This is a genomic window from Thermus sp. LT1-2-5, assembly GCF_040363165.1.
GTDB lineage: Bacteria > Deinococcota > Deinococci > Deinococcales > Thermaceae > Thermus.
In genome coordinates, this window is record NZ_BSRG01000003.1 from 238206 (window position 1) to 252934 (window position 14729).

General features: G+C 66.9%; 16 protein-coding genes and 1 tRNA gene. 10 read left to right on the forward strand and 7 right to left on the reverse strand.

Annotated elements, in window-relative coordinates:
- Window positions 1–28: 28 nt before the first annotated feature.
- From ABXG85_RS04915 to ABXG85_RS04925, 3 genes are read right to left on the reverse strand one after another with little or no spacing between them, the layout of a single operon-like run.
- Window positions 29–859, reverse strand: coding sequence for a hypothetical protein (locus ABXG85_RS04915; RefSeq protein WP_353512611.1), 831 nt, complete (start codon window positions 857–859; stop codon window positions 29–31).
- A gap of 5 nt (window positions 860–864) precedes the next feature.
- Complete coding sequence (locus tag ABXG85_RS04920) at window positions 865–1851, reverse strand: M20/M25/M40 family metallo-hydrolase (protein WP_353512612.1); 987 nt, start codon at window positions 1849–1851, stop codon at window positions 865–867.
- On the reverse strand, window positions 1851–2504 hold the full coding sequence (locus ABXG85_RS04925) for a response regulator (RefSeq protein ID WP_039458314.1): 654 nt from the start codon (window positions 2502–2504) through the stop codon (window positions 1851–1853). The genes ABXG85_RS04920 and ABXG85_RS04925 overlap by 1 nt, the downstream gene beginning before the upstream one ends.
- Window positions 2505–2547: 43 nt before the next feature.
- Between ABXG85_RS04925 and ABXG85_RS04930 the strand changes: the two genes are divergently transcribed.
- Window positions 2548–3768: a class I SAM-dependent RNA methyltransferase gene (locus ABXG85_RS04930; RefSeq protein ID WP_353512613.1), complete on the forward strand. Its 1221-nt coding sequence runs from the start codon at window positions 2548–2550 to the stop codon at window positions 3766–3768.
- Here the strand turns inward: ABXG85_RS04930 and ABXG85_RS04935 are convergent.
- Entirely contained in the window at window positions 3760–4725 is a 966-nt protein-coding gene (locus ABXG85_RS04935; protein WP_353512614.1) for a LysM peptidoglycan-binding domain-containing M23 family metallopeptidase, read from the reverse strand. The two genes, ABXG85_RS04930 and ABXG85_RS04935, sit on opposite strands and share 9 nt — an antisense overlap.
- A 24-nt stretch (window positions 4726–4749) precedes the next feature.
- On the opposite strand from ABXG85_RS04935, the gene aroQ reads away from it, so the two are divergent.
- Window positions 4750–5187, forward strand: coding sequence for a type II 3-dehydroquinate dehydratase (aroQ, locus tag ABXG85_RS04940; protein WP_353512615.1), 438 nt, complete (start codon window positions 4750–4752; stop codon window positions 5185–5187).
- Here the strand turns inward: aroQ and crcB are convergent.
- On the reverse strand, window positions 5184–5555 hold the full coding sequence (gene crcB, locus ABXG85_RS04945) for a fluoride efflux transporter CrcB (RefSeq protein ID WP_353512616.1): 372 nt from the start codon (window positions 5553–5555) through the stop codon (window positions 5184–5186). The genes aroQ and crcB overlap by 4 nt on opposite strands.
- Window positions 5556–5575: 20 nt before the next feature.
- On the opposite strand from crcB, the gene ribH reads away from it, so the two are divergent.
- On the forward strand, window positions 5576–6049 hold the full coding sequence (gene ribH / locus ABXG85_RS04950; protein ID WP_353512617.1) for a 6,7-dimethyl-8-ribityllumazine synthase: 474 nt from the start codon (window positions 5576–5578) through the stop codon (window positions 6047–6049).
- Here the strand turns inward: ribH and ABXG85_RS04955 are convergent.
- Window positions 6036–6440 (reverse strand): DUF4395 domain-containing protein, encoded by a 405-nt coding sequence (locus tag ABXG85_RS04955; RefSeq protein ID WP_353512618.1) that lies wholly within the window; start codon window positions 6438–6440, stop codon window positions 6036–6038. The genes ribH and ABXG85_RS04955 overlap by 14 nt on opposite strands.
- 71 nt (window positions 6441–6511) lie before the next feature.
- On the opposite strand from ABXG85_RS04955, the gene pgeF reads away from it, so the two are divergent.
- The 7 genes from pgeF to ABXG85_RS04990 are packed head-to-tail and all read left to right on the forward strand — an operon-like array spanning window position 6512 to window position 14578.
- Window positions 6512–7237, forward strand: coding sequence for a peptidoglycan editing factor PgeF (gene pgeF / locus ABXG85_RS04960; RefSeq protein WP_353512619.1), 726 nt, complete (start codon window positions 6512–6514; stop codon window positions 7235–7237).
- Between the two features lie 35 nt (window positions 7238–7272).
- Window positions 7273–7755, forward strand: a complete 483-nt coding sequence (locus ABXG85_RS04965) for a YqeG family HAD IIIA-type phosphatase (RefSeq protein ID WP_353512620.1) — start codon at window positions 7273–7275, stop codon at window positions 7753–7755.
- Entirely contained in the window at window positions 7752–10421 is a 2670-nt protein-coding gene (gene pilB, locus ABXG85_RS04970) for a type IV pilus assembly ATPase PilB (RefSeq protein WP_353512621.1), read from the forward strand. Before ABXG85_RS04965 ends, pilB begins: the two co-directional genes overlap by 4 nt.
- An 11-nt stretch (window positions 10422–10432) precedes the next feature.
- The gene (locus ABXG85_RS04975; RefSeq protein ID WP_353512622.1) at window positions 10433–11518 is read left to right on the forward strand and encodes a type IV pilus twitching motility protein PilT; all 1086 of its coding nucleotides are present in this window, start codon (window positions 10433–10435) and stop codon (window positions 11516–11518) included.
- Between the two features lie 17 nt (window positions 11519–11535).
- A complete protein-coding gene (gatB, locus tag ABXG85_RS04980; RefSeq protein WP_353512623.1) occupies window positions 11536–12945 on the forward strand; it encodes an Asp-tRNA(Asn)/Glu-tRNA(Gln) amidotransferase subunit GatB in 1410 nt (469 codons plus the stop codon).
- 5 nt (window positions 12946–12950) lie between these two features.
- Window positions 12951–13952: a phosphoribosylformylglycinamidine cyclo-ligase gene (purM, locus tag ABXG85_RS04985; RefSeq protein WP_353512624.1), complete on the forward strand. Its 1002-nt coding sequence runs from the start codon at window positions 12951–12953 to the stop codon at window positions 13950–13952.
- Window positions 13949–14578, forward strand: a complete 630-nt coding sequence (locus ABXG85_RS04990; RefSeq protein WP_353512625.1) for a histidine phosphatase family protein — start codon at window positions 13949–13951, stop codon at window positions 14576–14578. The genes purM and ABXG85_RS04990 overlap by 4 nt, the downstream gene beginning before the upstream one ends.
- A gap of 29 nt (window positions 14579–14607) precedes the next feature.
- Here the strand turns inward: ABXG85_RS04990 and ABXG85_RS04995 are convergent.
- Window positions 14608–14683: transfer RNA gene (locus ABXG85_RS04995), tRNA-Gly, on the reverse strand.
- Between the last annotated feature and the right edge of the window lie 46 nt (window positions 14684–14729).

Genomic DNA, 14729 nt, shown 5'->3' on the forward strand with positions numbered 1-14729 from the left:
ACGCCAAACCCCCTCTGGGGGAAAACCCCTAAACCCCCATCTCTGACTTGAGGGCCCTTAGGCTTTCCGTCCAGTCCTCCCCCAGGGTGACGAGGCGGTGGGGCTTGGCCAGCCTGCGGGCCGCCCGGCGCAAGAGGCCCGGGATGGGCGGGCAGGCGTAGGAAACCACCAGAAGCAGGCCCTTCACCCGGCCCAGGCGGTGGAGGTAGTGGACCATGCCCACAAGCTCCTTGTCCGTGGGCAGGTCCATGGGAAGGAGCTTATCCCCCTCCTCCCGGAGCTTTTCCGGGGGTAGGTCGGGGAAGAAGGGCAGTAGGTCTACTGCCGCCAAGGCCTTCCGCACCGCTTCCCGGAAGCCCTCGTCCTCCAGGAGGTAGGGCTGGGCCACCACCCCCACGCTCCCCGGGGGGGACTTAAGGGGAGGAGGAGGCTTGAGGAGGCTTTTGGCCCGGTCCAAGGCCCGGCCCACCAGCATGGGGTTTTGCGTGAGGATCTGCCCCACCTCCCCGGCGCGGCCCAACACCTTGGGCGAAAGCTCCGCCGGCACCTTGAGCACGGGGGGAAGCCCAGGGAAGTAGCGGAGGAGGGTGGCCTCCAGGTCCAAAAGCCACGGGCACTGCCCCCCGCCCCTCTCCGACTCCACCCCGCCCTGGAGGTCAGGGAGGAGGAGGTAGTCCACGCCCTGAGCCTTCAGGGCCTCCACCTGGGCTAGAAGCCCCTGGACGGGAAGGCAGTAGGGCTGGCGCAGGTCGGGCGCCGCCTTGGCCTGCACCACCTCCACTCCCAGCGCCTCCAAGTACGCCTCCCAGAAGCCCAGGTACCGCCGGGAGAGGAAGCCTGAAAGGACGCCCACGCGCATACGCTCTATCCTACGCCAAGGGCTTTAAGAAAGGCCAGGAGAACGGTGCGCCCCTCCCAGAGGCTTTGAGGCAAGACCCACTCCTCCCGGGTGTGGGCCCCGCCGCCCCGGTAAACGCCGAGGGCCAGGGCGGGGATGCCCTGTTCGATGGCGGCGCTGGCGTCGGTGGAGCCGGGCTGGAACAGGGGCCTTTCCCCAATGGCGGCTAAAGCCTCCTCCGCCGCCCGCAAGAGCCCCAAGGTGGCGGTGGCGCCCGCAGGCCTTTGGCCGAGCTCCTCCCAGGAAAGCTCCACCCGGTGGCGCCGGGCCGCTTCCGCCACCAGGGTCTGCACCTTTTGCGCCACACTTTGCAACACCAGGGAATCGGGGGAGCGCACCTCTAAAAGGACTTCCGCCTCCTTTGGGATGGCGTTCACCGCCTCCCCTCCCTTGAGGCCGCTGGCGTTCAGGCTAGCCTCGAGGCCCGCCACCAAGGGAGGAAGCCCCGCCAAGGCCTCCGCCAGGGCGAAGACGGGGTTGGGGCTCCCCCGGTCCCCCCAGGCGTGCCCCCCGGGGCCCACCAACCGGACCCTTAGGCGCACCGAGCCCAGGGCCTGGTCCACCACCCCGGGCAGGTAGCCGTCCACCGCCACCACCACCTCCGGCCTCAAGGCCGCCACCAAGGCCCGGGCCCCCTTGAGGTTGCCTAGACCCTCCTCCCCCACGGTGAAGCCCCGCACCACCCCAGGGAGGGGGGGAAGGGAGAGGAGGACCGCCACCCCCGCGGAGTTGTCCCCCACCCCGGGCCCATAGAGCCGCTCCCCCACCCGCCTGGGCGGGACGGGGGGCAAAACGGTGTCCAGGTGGGCGAGGAGAAGGATCCCCCCCTCCCCCGCCCACACATTTCCCAGGCCATCCCGCTGCGCCCCGGGAAGGTGGCGGGCCACATACTCCCCCCGCGCCGCCTCCCCCGCCAAGGGGGCTAGCTCCAGGAGGTGGCGCACCGGGTCCACTACTCTTCCGGCTCGGGCTGGGCCAGCCCCTCGCGGATGGCGTAGAGGGCCGCCTGGGTGCGGTTATTCAGGTGGAGCTTTTGGAAGATCTCGGAAAGGCGGTTGCGCACCGTCTTCTCGGAAAGGCCCAGCTCAGCGGCGATCTCCAGGTTGGTGTAGCCCTGGGCCACCAGCTTGAGGATCTGCACCTCCCGCTCGGAAAGCTCGGCGTGCAAGGGAGCCTGCGCCTCCTTCTTGGCCCGGAAGTCCTGGATGATGCGCCCCGCCAGCTCTGCATCCAAAAGCACCTCCCCGGCGTGCACCCGGCGGATGGCCCCGATGAGCTCCTGCGCGTCCGTGTCCTTCAGGAGGTACCCCCGAGCCCCCGCCTTCACCGCCTCAAACACGTAGGCATCTTGGCGGTACATGGTGAGCATGATGACCTTGGCCTCGGGCCACTCCTTGAGGATGGCCTGGGTGGCCTGCACCCCGTCCAACCCCGGCATCTGGATGTCCATCAGGATCACGTCGGGCTTGGCCTCGAGGGCGTGCCGCAGGGCCTCCCAGCCGTCCTTGGCCTCCCCCACCACCCGAAAATCCCCTTCCGCTTCCAAGAGGCTCTTTAGCCCTTGGCGGAAAAGGGCATGGTCGTCTGCCAAAAGCACCCGGATCACCCCTCCATCTTAGCGCTCCTTGGCCATCTGGTATGGTAAAAGGATGCGGGTGCGCGTGGAAAAACTCGTCCCGGGAGGCTTTGGCCTCGCCCGCACGGAGGAAGGGGCCGTCCTGGTCAAGGGGGCCCTGCCGGGGGAGGTGGTGCAGGGAAGGCCGGTGCGGCGCAAGGGGGCCCTTTTTCTGGAAGATGTGGAACTCCTGGAACCCCACCCCGAGCGCTACCCTCACCCCCTCCCCCCCTCCGCCGACCTGCCCTTGGCCTACGAGGCCCAGCTCCCCCTCAAGCAAGCCCTGGTGCAAGACGCCCTGGAGCGCATCGCCAAACTCCAAGCCCCCCTCCTTCCCATCCACCCCTCCCCAAGGGCCCTCGGTTACCGCACCGCCGCCCAGTACGCCCGCCACCCCTTGGGGGGCTTGGCCTACCGCCTGCCCGAAAGCCACGCCCTTTATCCCCTGGAGGAAGACCCCCTGGTGGCCGAGCCCCTGGCCTGGGCCTTCCAGCTCCTTCGCACCTGGCCCCTGCCCGTGGAGGAGGTGGTCCTCAGGGGAAGCCTTTTGGAGGGGAAGGTGCTCCTTGGGCTCATCGGGGGAAGCCTCGAGGCCCTAAAGCGCCCGGCCAAGGCCCTGGTGAAGGAGGGCTTTGCCGGGGTGGTCTTCGGGGAACCTTCCCCCAAGGGGCGCTTCCGCGGCCGGGTCACGCCCCTCCACGGGGAAAGAACGCTTCTGGAGCGCTTCGGCCCCCTCACCGCCACGGTGAGCGTGGAAAGCTTCAGCCAGGTGAACCCCTTGGCGGCGGGGGACCTCTTGGCCGAGGCGGGGGGGCTTGTCCAGGGGGGGAAGCGGGCCTTGGAGCTTTACGCCGGAAGCGGCCTCCTCTCCCTCCTCCTCGCCCCCCGCTACGGGGAGGTGGTGGCAGTAGAGGTGAGCAAGGAGGCGGTGCGGCGGGGCGAGGCGGACCGGAAGCGGCTTGGGGTGGAAAACCTCCGCTTCCACCGGGGGGACGTGCGGGAGGCCACCCGGTTTGGCCGCTTTGACCTGGTGGTGGTGGACCCACCCCGCGCCGGGCTCACCCCGGAGGTGCGGGCCTACCTTTTGGAAAGCCGGCCTAGGGAGATCCTCTACCTCGCCTGCGACCCCGCCACCTGGGCCCGGGACGTGGGCGCATTGGCGCAAGGGGGGTACCGCCTGGCCTTCGTGCGGCCCTATGACTTCTTCCCCTTCACCCACCACGTGGAGGTCCTCTCCCTGCTCCAGCTAGGGTAGGGGCAGCCCCTGAAAAAAGGGAGCGGGGTCCACGGGCACCCCCTGAAGGCGCACCTCGAGGTGAAGGTGGGGCCCGGTGGAAAGCCCCGTGCTCCCCAAAAGCCCCAACACCTGCCCCGCCCGCACCCTTTCCCCCTCCCGCACCCTCCGCTCCGCCAGGTGCCAGTACCCGGTGCAAAGCCCCATCCCGTGGGCCAGGACCACGGCCTCGCCCCGCACGCCAAGCCTTTGGGAAAGGACCACCACCCCTTCCGCCACCGCCCGCACCGGGGTGCCCAAAGGAGCGACCAGGTCCAGGCCCTCGTGGTAGGAGGTAAAGAGGTCCCCGTAGCGCCGCCGGGTGCCGAAGGGGCTCGTGACCCTGGCCCCTGCCATGGGGAAGAGAAACGCCCCGGCCAAGAGGGGCCCTTCCCTGGGGCAGGCGGCCACCACCCGCTTTCGCTCCGCCTTTGCCTCCGGGTCCTGAAGGAGAGCCTTTAGGCCCGGGCTCAAGGCCAGGGTTTCCTGGCCGTATTCCCCCGGGAGGACCGCCAGGGTCAAAAGGGCTTCCTCCCCCTCCAAACGAAGGCGCAAGGGGTACTTCCCCGGCGCCGCCAAGGCCCCCACCGCCAGGAGGCCCCAAAGCCCACGGGGGCCGGGCACGAGGGGGTAGCGCACCCCCAGGAACTCCGCCTCCCCCCTGGCGTAGCCTTTCACCCGAAGGCCGAAGGCCCGCCCCTGCACCGGGGGCCAAAAGAAGGCCCTGCCCCGGGGAAGGAAAGCCTCCTGCCCCCCCACCCAGAGCACCTGGCCTACCCGGATGCGGTTGGGGTCCTTTAGGCCGTTGAGGCGGGTCAGGGCTTCCACCGTGGTGCCGTAGCGCCTGGCGATCCCGTAAAGGGTTTCCCCCGGGGCCACGGTGTGGGTCTGGGCCCAGGCAACCAGGAACAAGAAGGCCAAAGGGAGGAAGCGGAGCATGGCCTTATGCTAATAGGGAGCCCTATGGTCCTGATCCTAAACGGCCCCAACCTGAACCTTTTGGGAATGCGGGAGCCCGAGATCTACGGCCGCACCACCTTGGAGGAGCTGGAGGCGCTTTGCGAGGCCTGGGGAGCGGAGCTCGGCCTCGGGGTGGCTTTCCGCCAGAGCAACTACGAAGGCCAGCTCATCGATTGGGTGCAACAGGCCCACCGGGAAGGGTTTTTGGCCATCGTCCTAAACCCCGGGGCCCTCACCCACTACTCCTACGCCCTCCTAGACGCCCTTCGGGCCCAACCCCTTCCCGTGGTGGAGGTGCACCTGACCAACCTCCACGCTCGGGAGCCCTTTCGCCAGCACTCCGTGACCGCCGGGGCCTGCCGGGGGATCATCTCCGGCTTCGGCCCCCTCTCCTACAAGCTCGCCCTCACCTATTTGGCCGAGGTCCTGGAGGTGGGCTAGAGAAGCCCGGCCAGGCGGTAGCCCCCGTAGACCAAGGCAAACCCCAGGAAAAGGTTCAAGCCCACGTAGGCCAGAGCCTGCCCCACCTCGCCCTCCTGGAGGAGGGCCAGGGTTTCGTAGCTGAAGGTGGAGAAGGTGGTGAATCCGCCCAGCACCCCCACCGCCAGGAAAAGCCGGGCCTCGGGGGAAATGGCCCCCTCCAGGGAAAGCCGGATCACCGCCCCGATGAGGAAGCTTCCCAGGGCGTTCACGAAGAGGGTGCTGTAGGGGAAGCCCGGGCCCAAAAGCCCCTGGACGTAGGCCCCCAGACCGTAGCGCAAGGCCGAGCCCAAGGCCCCGCCCAAGGCCACCAGAAGGTAGCGCTCCACGCCAAAAGTATATTGGGATCATGCAGGCCAAGACCTTTTCCCCTATCCTCACCGCCCAAGGGGTGCGGCTCGCCATCGCCGTGGGCCGCTTCAACGAGCGGGTGACCAAGCTCCTTTTGGAAGGGGCCCTCGAGGCCTACGCCCGGCTCGGGGGCGACCCGGCCCAGGTCCTGGTGGCCTGGGTACCCGGCTCCTTTGAGCTTCCCCTGGTAGCCAAGCGCCTGGCCCAGCGCCCCGACGTGGACGCCGTGGTGGCCCTAGGAGCGGTGATCCGGGGGGAAACCCCCCACTTCGAGTACGTGGCCGCCCAGGCGGCAAGCGGCCTCATGCAGGCCATGCTGCAGACGGAAAAGCCCATCGTCTTCGGCGTCCTCACCACCAACACCCCGGAGGAGGCCCAAGAGCGCGCCGGGGGCAAGGCGGGAAACAAGGGGGCCGAGGCGGTCTTCACCGCCATCGAGATGGCGCGACTCTTAGAGGCTATTTCCCGGTAAGAAGGGCCCGGGCGTAACGGAGGTGGAGGTAGAGGAAGCACCCCAGGCAAAAGCCGAAGGCCAGGTTGACGAAGGCCAAAAGGGCCACCACAAGGGCCAAGGCGTAGCCCACCCCCTTCAGGCCCAAAAGGAGGGAGAGGGAGGCCAGGCCCAAGAAGACCGCCCCCAGGGTGCGGGCGAAGCGGTGGGGCCTAGGGTCCTCCTCCACAAGCTTGGGGGGTACCCGAAGGAGGCGCTTCAGGGCCACCATAAGGTCGTAGGGGGTGTGCTGGCTTGCCATGAGGAGGAAGAGGGCGTACACCAGCCAGGGCCAGTCCCCCAGGGCCGCCAGGGGCAACAAGAGGACCAAAAGGGCCTGGTTGAAGCGGAGCTGGTTCCGGTCCGTCTTCATGGGTCCCAATATACACCTGAGCCCGTGAAGCTTAGGGGTAAAAGGCACACTCCCCGTGGCAGAATGGTCCCGTGGTTCCCCTCCTCACCACCCCTCTTCCCACCCCGCACGGCTTCACCACCCGGCTCGGCGGGGTTTCCCAAGGCCCCTTCGCCCAGCTCAACCTCTCCCCTGCCACCGGGGACGACCCAAAGAGAGTGGCGGAGAACCAGCGCCGCGTGCTCGCCGCCTTCGGCCATCCGCCCGTGGCCGCCCTCAAGCAGGTCCACGGCACGGCGGTCCACCTTGTGGCAGGCCCGGGCGTGTGGGAGGGGGACGGCCTCCTCACCACCACCCCAGGCCTCCTCCTCCGGGTGGGGGTGGCGGACTGCTACCCCCTCCTCCTCTACCACCCCGAGGGGGCGGTGGCGGCCCTCCACGCCGGCTGGCGGGGGGTGGTGGGGGGGATCCTGCCCAAGGCCCTCGCCCTCTTAGCCGATCTCGGTCTAGACCCCAGGGAAGCCCACCTGGCCCTGGGCCCCGGTATCGGGGGGTGCTGCTACCAGGTGGGGGAAGAGGTGGCGGAGGCCTTCCTAGAGGCGGGGCTTCCCACCTTCCGCAAGGACGAAAGCACTCCGGGTAAGTACCTCCTGGACTTGGAAAAGGCCATCCTCCTCCAAGCGCAAAGGGGCGGGATTTCCGAGAAGCGCATCTACCGCGTGGGGCTTTGCACCTTCTGCTCCCCGGCCCTTTTCTCCCACCGCCGCGACCGCGGGCATACGGGAAGGATGTGGGGCCTGGTGATGCTTTCCCGTTAAGGCGGCGTTCACCCCGGGCGTGGCACAATGAGACCATGCTTTTCCCCCGGGAGGTCCTCCCTTCCCTTCTCCACCTCACCCCCGCCTGGCTAGAGAAGCGGGGGCTTAAGGGGGTGATCCTAGACCTGGATAACACCCTTTTACCCTACGGGGAGGAGGAGCTTCCCCCGGAGCTCGAGAGGTGGCTTGCCGCTTTAAGGGTGGCGGTGCCCATCTACCTCCTCTCCAACGCCCTGCCCGAGCGCTTCGCCCGCATCCAACGTCGGCTTGGCCTTCCCGGCCACGCCGCCGCCCTGAAGCCCTGGCTCGGCTTCCGTAAGGCCCTAAGGGCGTTAGGCCTTCCCGCCCGGGAGGTGGCGGTGGTGGGGGACCAGGTCTTCACCGACGTGCTGGGGGGGAACCTGGTGGGGGCCTACACCGTGCTGGTGCCCCCCTTGCGGGAAAAGGATTTCTTTTACACGCGTTTCATACGGATGTTGGAAACTCCATTTAGGAGACCCTGGGGAGGGAACCCATGAGCGTGCTGACCATCGGTGACAAGCGGCTTGGGGCCATCCTTTTGGACGCTGGGCTTCTCACGGACGAGGAGCTCCAGCTCGCCCTGGAGAAGCACCGGGAGGTGGGGGGAAGCCTGGCGGAGGTCATCGTGGAGTCGGGCCTACTTTCGGAAAGGCGCATCGCCCAGGCCATAGAGGACCACTTCGGCATCCCCTTGGTGGAACTCCATGAGTTGGAAATCCCCCCAAAGGTGAAGGCCCTCCTCCCGGCGGAAAAGGCCAAGGAGCTAGGAGCCATACCCTTCGCCCTGGATGAGGAGGCGGGGGTGGTGCGGGTAGCCTTCGTGAACCCCTTGGACACCTTGGCCTTGGAGGAGGTGGAAGACCTCACCGGCCTGGTAGTGGAACCCTACCAAACCACCAAGAGCGCCTTTCAGTACGCCCTGGCCAAGAACTACCCTGAGCTGGATCTCCCCCTCCCTCCCCCGCCCTCGGGCCCGAGCCAAGGGGAGTTGCGTCTAGGGGAAATCCTGATGCAAAAAGGCCTCATTGACCGGGAAACCCTGGAAGAGGCTCTAGTGGAGCAGGAAAAGACCGGAGACCTCCTGGGCCGGATCCTGGTGCAAAAAGGGCTCCCCGAGGAAGACCTATACCGGGCGCTCGCCGAGCAAAAGGGCTTAGAACTCCTACCCTCCACCGAAGGGCTAACCCCCGACCCCGCCGCCACCGCCCTCCTCCTCCGCTCCGATGCCCTGCGCTTTAGCGCCGTCCCCGTGAGCCTCCGCGAGGGCAAGGTGGAGGTGATCCTGGCCGACCCCCGGCATAAGGAAGCGGTGGAGGAGCTTCTGGGCCGCCCCGCCCGCTTCTACCTCACCCTGCCCAAGGCTTGGGAAGCGCTTTTCCACAGGGCCTACCCGGAAAAAGGGCGGTTGGGGGAGGTCTTGGTGCAGGAGGGCCGCCTGAGCCGGGAGCACCTGCGGGAAGCTTTGGAGGTGCAAAAGCGCCTCCCCAAGGCCAAGCCTTTAGGGGAAATCCTGGTGGAGCTAGGCCTAGTCCGCCCAGAGGACGTGGAGGAAGCCCTGAAGAAGCAGCGCCAAGGGGGAGGCCGCCTCGAGGACACCTTGGTCCAGTCGGGCAAGCTCAAGCCCGAGGCCTTGGCCCAGGCGGTGGCTACCCAACTGGGTTATTCCTACATCGACCCCCAGGAGAACCCCCCCGACCCCGGCGCTGTCCTCCTTATCCCCGAGGACCTGGCCCGGCGCTACGGCGTCTTCCCCCACCACCTGGAGGGCAAAACCTTGGTCCTCCTCATGAAAGACCCCCGCAACATCCTGGCCCTGGACGACGTGCGCCTGGCCCTGAAGCGCAAGGGCCTGGGCTACGAGGTGGTCCCGGCGGTGGCCACCGAGGCGGCCATCACCAAGCTCATCGAGCGCTTCTACGGCAAGGAGGAGTTGGGGGAGCTGGCCAAGGAGCTTTCCAAGGGGTACCAGTCCGAGGAGGAAACCCTCACCGCCGAGCTGGACGAAAGCGCCGCCCAGCGCTTCGTCAAGCAGGTGATGCGGGAAGCCTACCTCCAAGATGCCTCCGACATCCACATCGAACCCCGCCAGTCCGACGTGCTGGTGCGCCTACGGATTGACGGCACCCTACGCCAGTACACCACGCTGCCCAAGGGAGCGTTAGGCCCTGTGATTAGCGTCATCAAGATCATGGGCGGCCTCAACATCGCAGAAAAGCGCCTCCCCCAGGACGGCCGGGTGCGCTACCGGGAAGGGGCCATCGACGTGGACCTACGGCTTTCCACCCTGCCCACGGTTTACGGGGAGAAGGCGGTGATGCGCCTTTTGAAAAAGGCGGCGGACATCCCCGAGATTGAGCAACTAGGCTTCGCCCCTGGGGTTTTTGAGCGCTTCCAGGAGGTGATCTCCAAGCCCTACGGCATCTTTCTCATCACCGGCCCCACGGGAAGCGGCAAGAGCTTTACCACCTTTTCCATCCTGAAGCGCATCGCCACCCCCGACAAGAACACCCAGACCATTGAAGACCCGGTAGAGTACGAGATCCCGGGCATCAACCAGACCCAGGTGAACCCCCAGGCCGGGCTCACCTTCGCCCGGGCCCTGCGCGCCTTCTTGCGCCAGGACCCGGACATCATCATGGTGGGGGAGATCCGCGACTCGGAAACGGCCAAGATCGCCACCGAGGCCGCCCTCACCGGCCACCTGGTCATCGCCACCCTCCACACCAACGACGCCGCCCAGGCCATCACCCGGCTGGACGAGATGGGGGTGGAGCTCTTCAACATCTCCGCCGCCTTAATCGGCGTTCTTTCCCAACGCCTGGTGCGCAGGATCTGCGACCACTGCAAGGTGGAGGTGAAGCCCGACCCCGAGGTGCTCCGTCGGCTGGGCATCCCGGAGGAGGAGATGCAGGGGGTAAAGCTTTTTAAGGGCACCGGGTGCGAGCGTTGCGGGGGCACGGGGTACAAGGGGCGCTACGCCATCCACGAGCTTTTGGTGGTGGACGACGATATCCGCCACGCCATCGTGGCGGGCAAGTCGGCCACGGAGATCAAGGAGATCGCCCGCAAGAAGGGCATGAAGACCTTGCGGGAAGACGGCGTTTACAAAGCCCTCCAGGGGATTACCACCCTCGAGGAGGTCCTGGCGCGTACCATTGAGTAAAGGAGGCCGTTATGCCCAAAACCCCAGACATCGTGGACCTCTTGACCCTGGCCGTGGAACGGGGAGCGAGCGATTTGGTGATCACCGTGGGCCTTCCGCCCATGATCAAGGTGGACGGGGAGTTCCACCCCACGGAGTACGAGCCCCTCACCCCCCAGGACACCCGGCGCCTCATGTACGCCCTCATGGACGAGAAGCAACAGCGCGTCTTCGAGGAGGAAAAGGAGCTGGACTTCTCCTTTAGCCTCCCCGGCAAGGGGCGCTACCGGGTGAACGTCTTCCTGCAACGGGGAAGCGTGGGTGGGGTCCTCAGGGTGGTCCCCGCCGTGATCAAGAGCTTTGAGGAGCTGGGCCTACCCAAGAACATCGCCGACATCGCCTTGAGCCCAAGAGGCCTGGTCCTGGTCACGGGCCCCACGGGAAGCGGCAAGAGCACCACCTTGGCCTCCATGATCGATTACATCAACGAACGCAAGCCCGTGCACATCGTGACCATTGAGGACCCCATAGAGTTCTTCCACCGCCACAAGAAGGCCATCATCAACCAGCGGGAGATCGGCGCCGACACCCACGGCTTCCACAAGGCGCTAAGGAGCGTGTTGCGCCAGGCCCCGGACGTGATCCTGGTGGGGGAGATGCGGGACTACGAAACCATCGCCGCCGCCATTACCGCTGCGGAAACGGGCCACCTGGTCATGGGCACCCTGCACACCAACTCCGCCCCGGAAACCATCGACCGCATCATCGACGTCTTCCCCGAGAACCAGCAGGAACAGGTGCGGGTGCAGCTTTCCAACAACCTGGTGGCCGTTTTGACCCAGCAACTCCTTCCCAAGGCCTTCGGCGGGGGGCGGGTCCTGGCCTACGAGCTCATGATCGCCACCCCGGCGGTGCGGGCCCTCATCCGGGAAGGCAAGAGCCACCAACTGCGAAGCGTGATCCAGACGGGAGGCCAGTACGGCATGGTCACCATGGACGCCTGCCTGGCCGACCTCTACAAGCGCAAGCTCATCACCTACGAGATGGGCTTGAGTAGGGCCGTGGACCCCAAGGAGTTCATGCGCCTCGCCGGGGTACAGGAAGGGGCCAAGCGCTAACGGGTAAACTTTAGGGCATGTACGAAGCCGTCATCGGCCTCGAGGTCCACCTTCACCTGAAAACAAGGACCAAGGCCTTTTGCGGCTGCCAAGCCGACTACTTTGGGGCCGAGCCCAACACCCACGTCTGCCCCATCTGCCTGGGCCTGCCCGGCACCCTGCCCGTGCCCAACCGAAAGGCGGTGGAGTTCGGCCTGCGCCTGGCCTTGGCCTTGGAAAGCCGGGTACCGGAAACCCTGGTCTTCCACCGCAAGAACTACTTCTACCCCGACCTGCCCAAGAACTACCAGATCAGCCAGTACGACCTTCCCCTGGGCCAAGGGGGCTTCCTGCCCTTGGGGGATAGAAGGGTACGCATCAAGCGCCTCCACCTGGAAGAGGACGCCGGGAAAAGCCTCCACCTGGAAGGCTGCACCCTTCTGGACCTGAACCGGGCGGGAAGCCCCCTTATCGAGCTCGTGACCGAACCCGACCTCCACTCCCCCGAGGAGGCCCGGCTTTTCCTGCAGCGGATCCAGGCCCTGGTGCAGACCCTGGGCATCTCCGAGGCGAGCCCGGAGGAGGGCAAGCTCCGGGCCGACGTCAACGTTTCCGTGCGCCGGGTGGGGGAACCTTTGGGTACCAAGGTGGAGATCAAAAACCTCAACTCCTTCAAAAGCGTGCAGCGGGCCTTGGAGTACGAGATCCGCCGCCAAACCGAGATCCTCCGGCGGGGGGAGAAGGTAAAGCAGGCCACCCTGGGCTTTGAGGAGGGAAGCGGCAAAACCTACCCCATGCGCACCAAGGAGGAAGAGGCGGACTACCGCTACTTCCCCGAGCCCGATATCCCCCCCATCCCCATCCCTCGGTCCTGGCTTCAGGAGGTCCAGGCCCACCTGCCGGAGCTCCCTTGGCAGAAGGAAGCCCGCTACCGCGCGCTAGGCATCAAGGCAAAGGACGCCGAGGTCCTGGCCTATAGCCCCGCCCTGGCCCGCTTCCTGGACCGGGCCCTGGCGCTTCGGGAAGCCTCCCCCCAGGCCCTGGCCAACTGGCTTCTGGCCGATGTGGCGGGGCTTTTAAACGAGCGCGGCCTGGCCTTGGAGGAAACCCGCCTCACCCCCGAGGCCCTTTCCCGCCTGGTGGCCCTCTTCGAACGGGGGGAGGTGACAAGCCGGGTGGCCAAGGCCCTCCTCCCCGAGGTCCTGGAGGGCCAAGACCCCGAGGTCTTGGTGCGGGAGCGGGGGCTAAGGGTGGTGGCGGACGAAGGCGCCCTCAAAGGGGTGGTGGCGGAGGTCCTCGCCGCCATGCCCGAGGCGGTGGAAAGCGTCCGCCAAGGCAAGCTCAAGGCCTTGGACGCCCTGGTGGGCCAGGTGATGAAGAGGACCAAAGGCCAGGCCCGGCCCGACCTGGTGCGCCGCCTCCTCCAGGAGGCCCTTGGGGTAGGATAAGGCCGATGCGCTACGAGGAGGCCGGGGTCCACATAGAGGCCAAGGCCGAGGCCCTCAAGAGGGCCAAGGCCGCCATCGCCGCCACCTACACGGAAGCGGTCCTTAGGGGAGTGGGGGCCTTTGGAGGGCTCTTTGACGCCCGCGCCCTGAAGGGGATGGACCACCCGGTTCTGGTGGCCACCACGGACGGCGTCGGGACCAAGACCCTGCTTGCCCTCGAGGCTGGCGACGTTTCCGGCCTCGGCTTTGACCTGGTGAACCACTCGGTGAACGACCTCCTCTGCCAAGGGGCCACGCCCCTTTTTTTCCTGGACTACCTGGCGGCAAGTCGCTTGGATGAGCCTGTTCTGGCCGCCCTCCTCACCTCCTTGGCCGAGGCCTGCCGGGCCCATTCCATCCCCCTCCTGGGAGGGGAGACGGCGGAGATGCCCGGGGTCTACCGGGAAGGGGCCTGGGACGTGGCCGGCACCCTGGTAGGGGTGGTGGAACGCTCGGAGATCCTAGGCCCTGAGCGGGTTCGGGAAGGGGACGTCCTCCTCGCCCTTCCCTCCTCCGGCCCCCACACCAACGGCTACTCCCTCATCCGCAAGGTGGTGGCGGGAAAGGACCTCTTCGCCCCCGTGCCCGAACTGGGGGAAAGCTTAAAGGAGGCCCTCCTCCGGCCGCACCGGGCCTACCTCCGGGAGTTCCTCCGCCTCAAGGAGGCCCATGTGGAGGTCCACGCCATAGCCCACATCACGGGCGGGGGGCTTGCGGAAAACCTCCCCCGCGCCCTCCCCGAGGGCCTGGGCGCGGAGATCCGCAAGGGAAGCTGGCCCATCCCCCCCATCTTCCCCTACCTGCAGCGCCTCGGGGAGATCCCCGAGGAGGAGATGTACCGGGTCTTCAACATGGGCCTAGGGCTCATCCTTGTCCTTCCCGAAGGGGAAGCGGCAAAAGCCTTGGCCCTAGTGGAGGGCTACCAGGTGGGCCGGGTGATCCCTGGCGCTGGGGTGCGGTTCGTATGAAGGAGCTTTGGCTAATCCGCCACGGCGAAACGGAATGGAACGTGAGCAAGCGGTTTCAAGGCCACCTGGATATCCCCCTCTCCCCCGTGGGCATCGGCCAGGCCTTCCGCCTGGCCCAGCGTCTGGCCCGAAGCCAGCTCCCCTTTGACGGCCTCTTCTCCTCCGACCTACGCCGGGCCAGGGAAACCGCCGAGCCCTTGGCCGCGGTCCTGGGCCTCCCCCTCAAAACCACCCCTCTCCTCCGGGAAATCGACGTGGGAGCGCTGGCAGGGCTGGACCGGGACGAGGCGGAAGCCCGCTTCCCCGACTTCGTGCAAAAAGCCCAGGAGGATCCCTGGCACACCCCCCGCCCCGGAGGGGAGAGCATGGCAGACCTCGCCCAGCGTCTCCTGGCCTTTTTGGAAACCCTCCCCTCCGGCCGCCACCTCCTGGTGACCCATGGAGGCGTGATCCGGGCCGCGCTCAAACTAGCCTTGGACCTGGAAGGCCACGCCTGGCGGCGGGTGCACATCCCCAACACCTCCATCACCCGCATCCAACTACCCAGTCGGGAAGTGCTCACCGTGTCCGACGTGGCCCACCTGGAAACCTGGGCCGACGGGCTTTCCGACGAAAGCGTGCAATAAAAAACCCCGGGCTTCTAGCCCGGGGCATTTGGAGCGGGAGACGGGACTTGAACCCGCGACCCCGACCTTGGCAAGGTCGTGCTCTACCGACTGAGCTACTCCCGCATGGGAAAAATCCCCCGCACCGACCTACTCTCCCGGGACCCTGCGG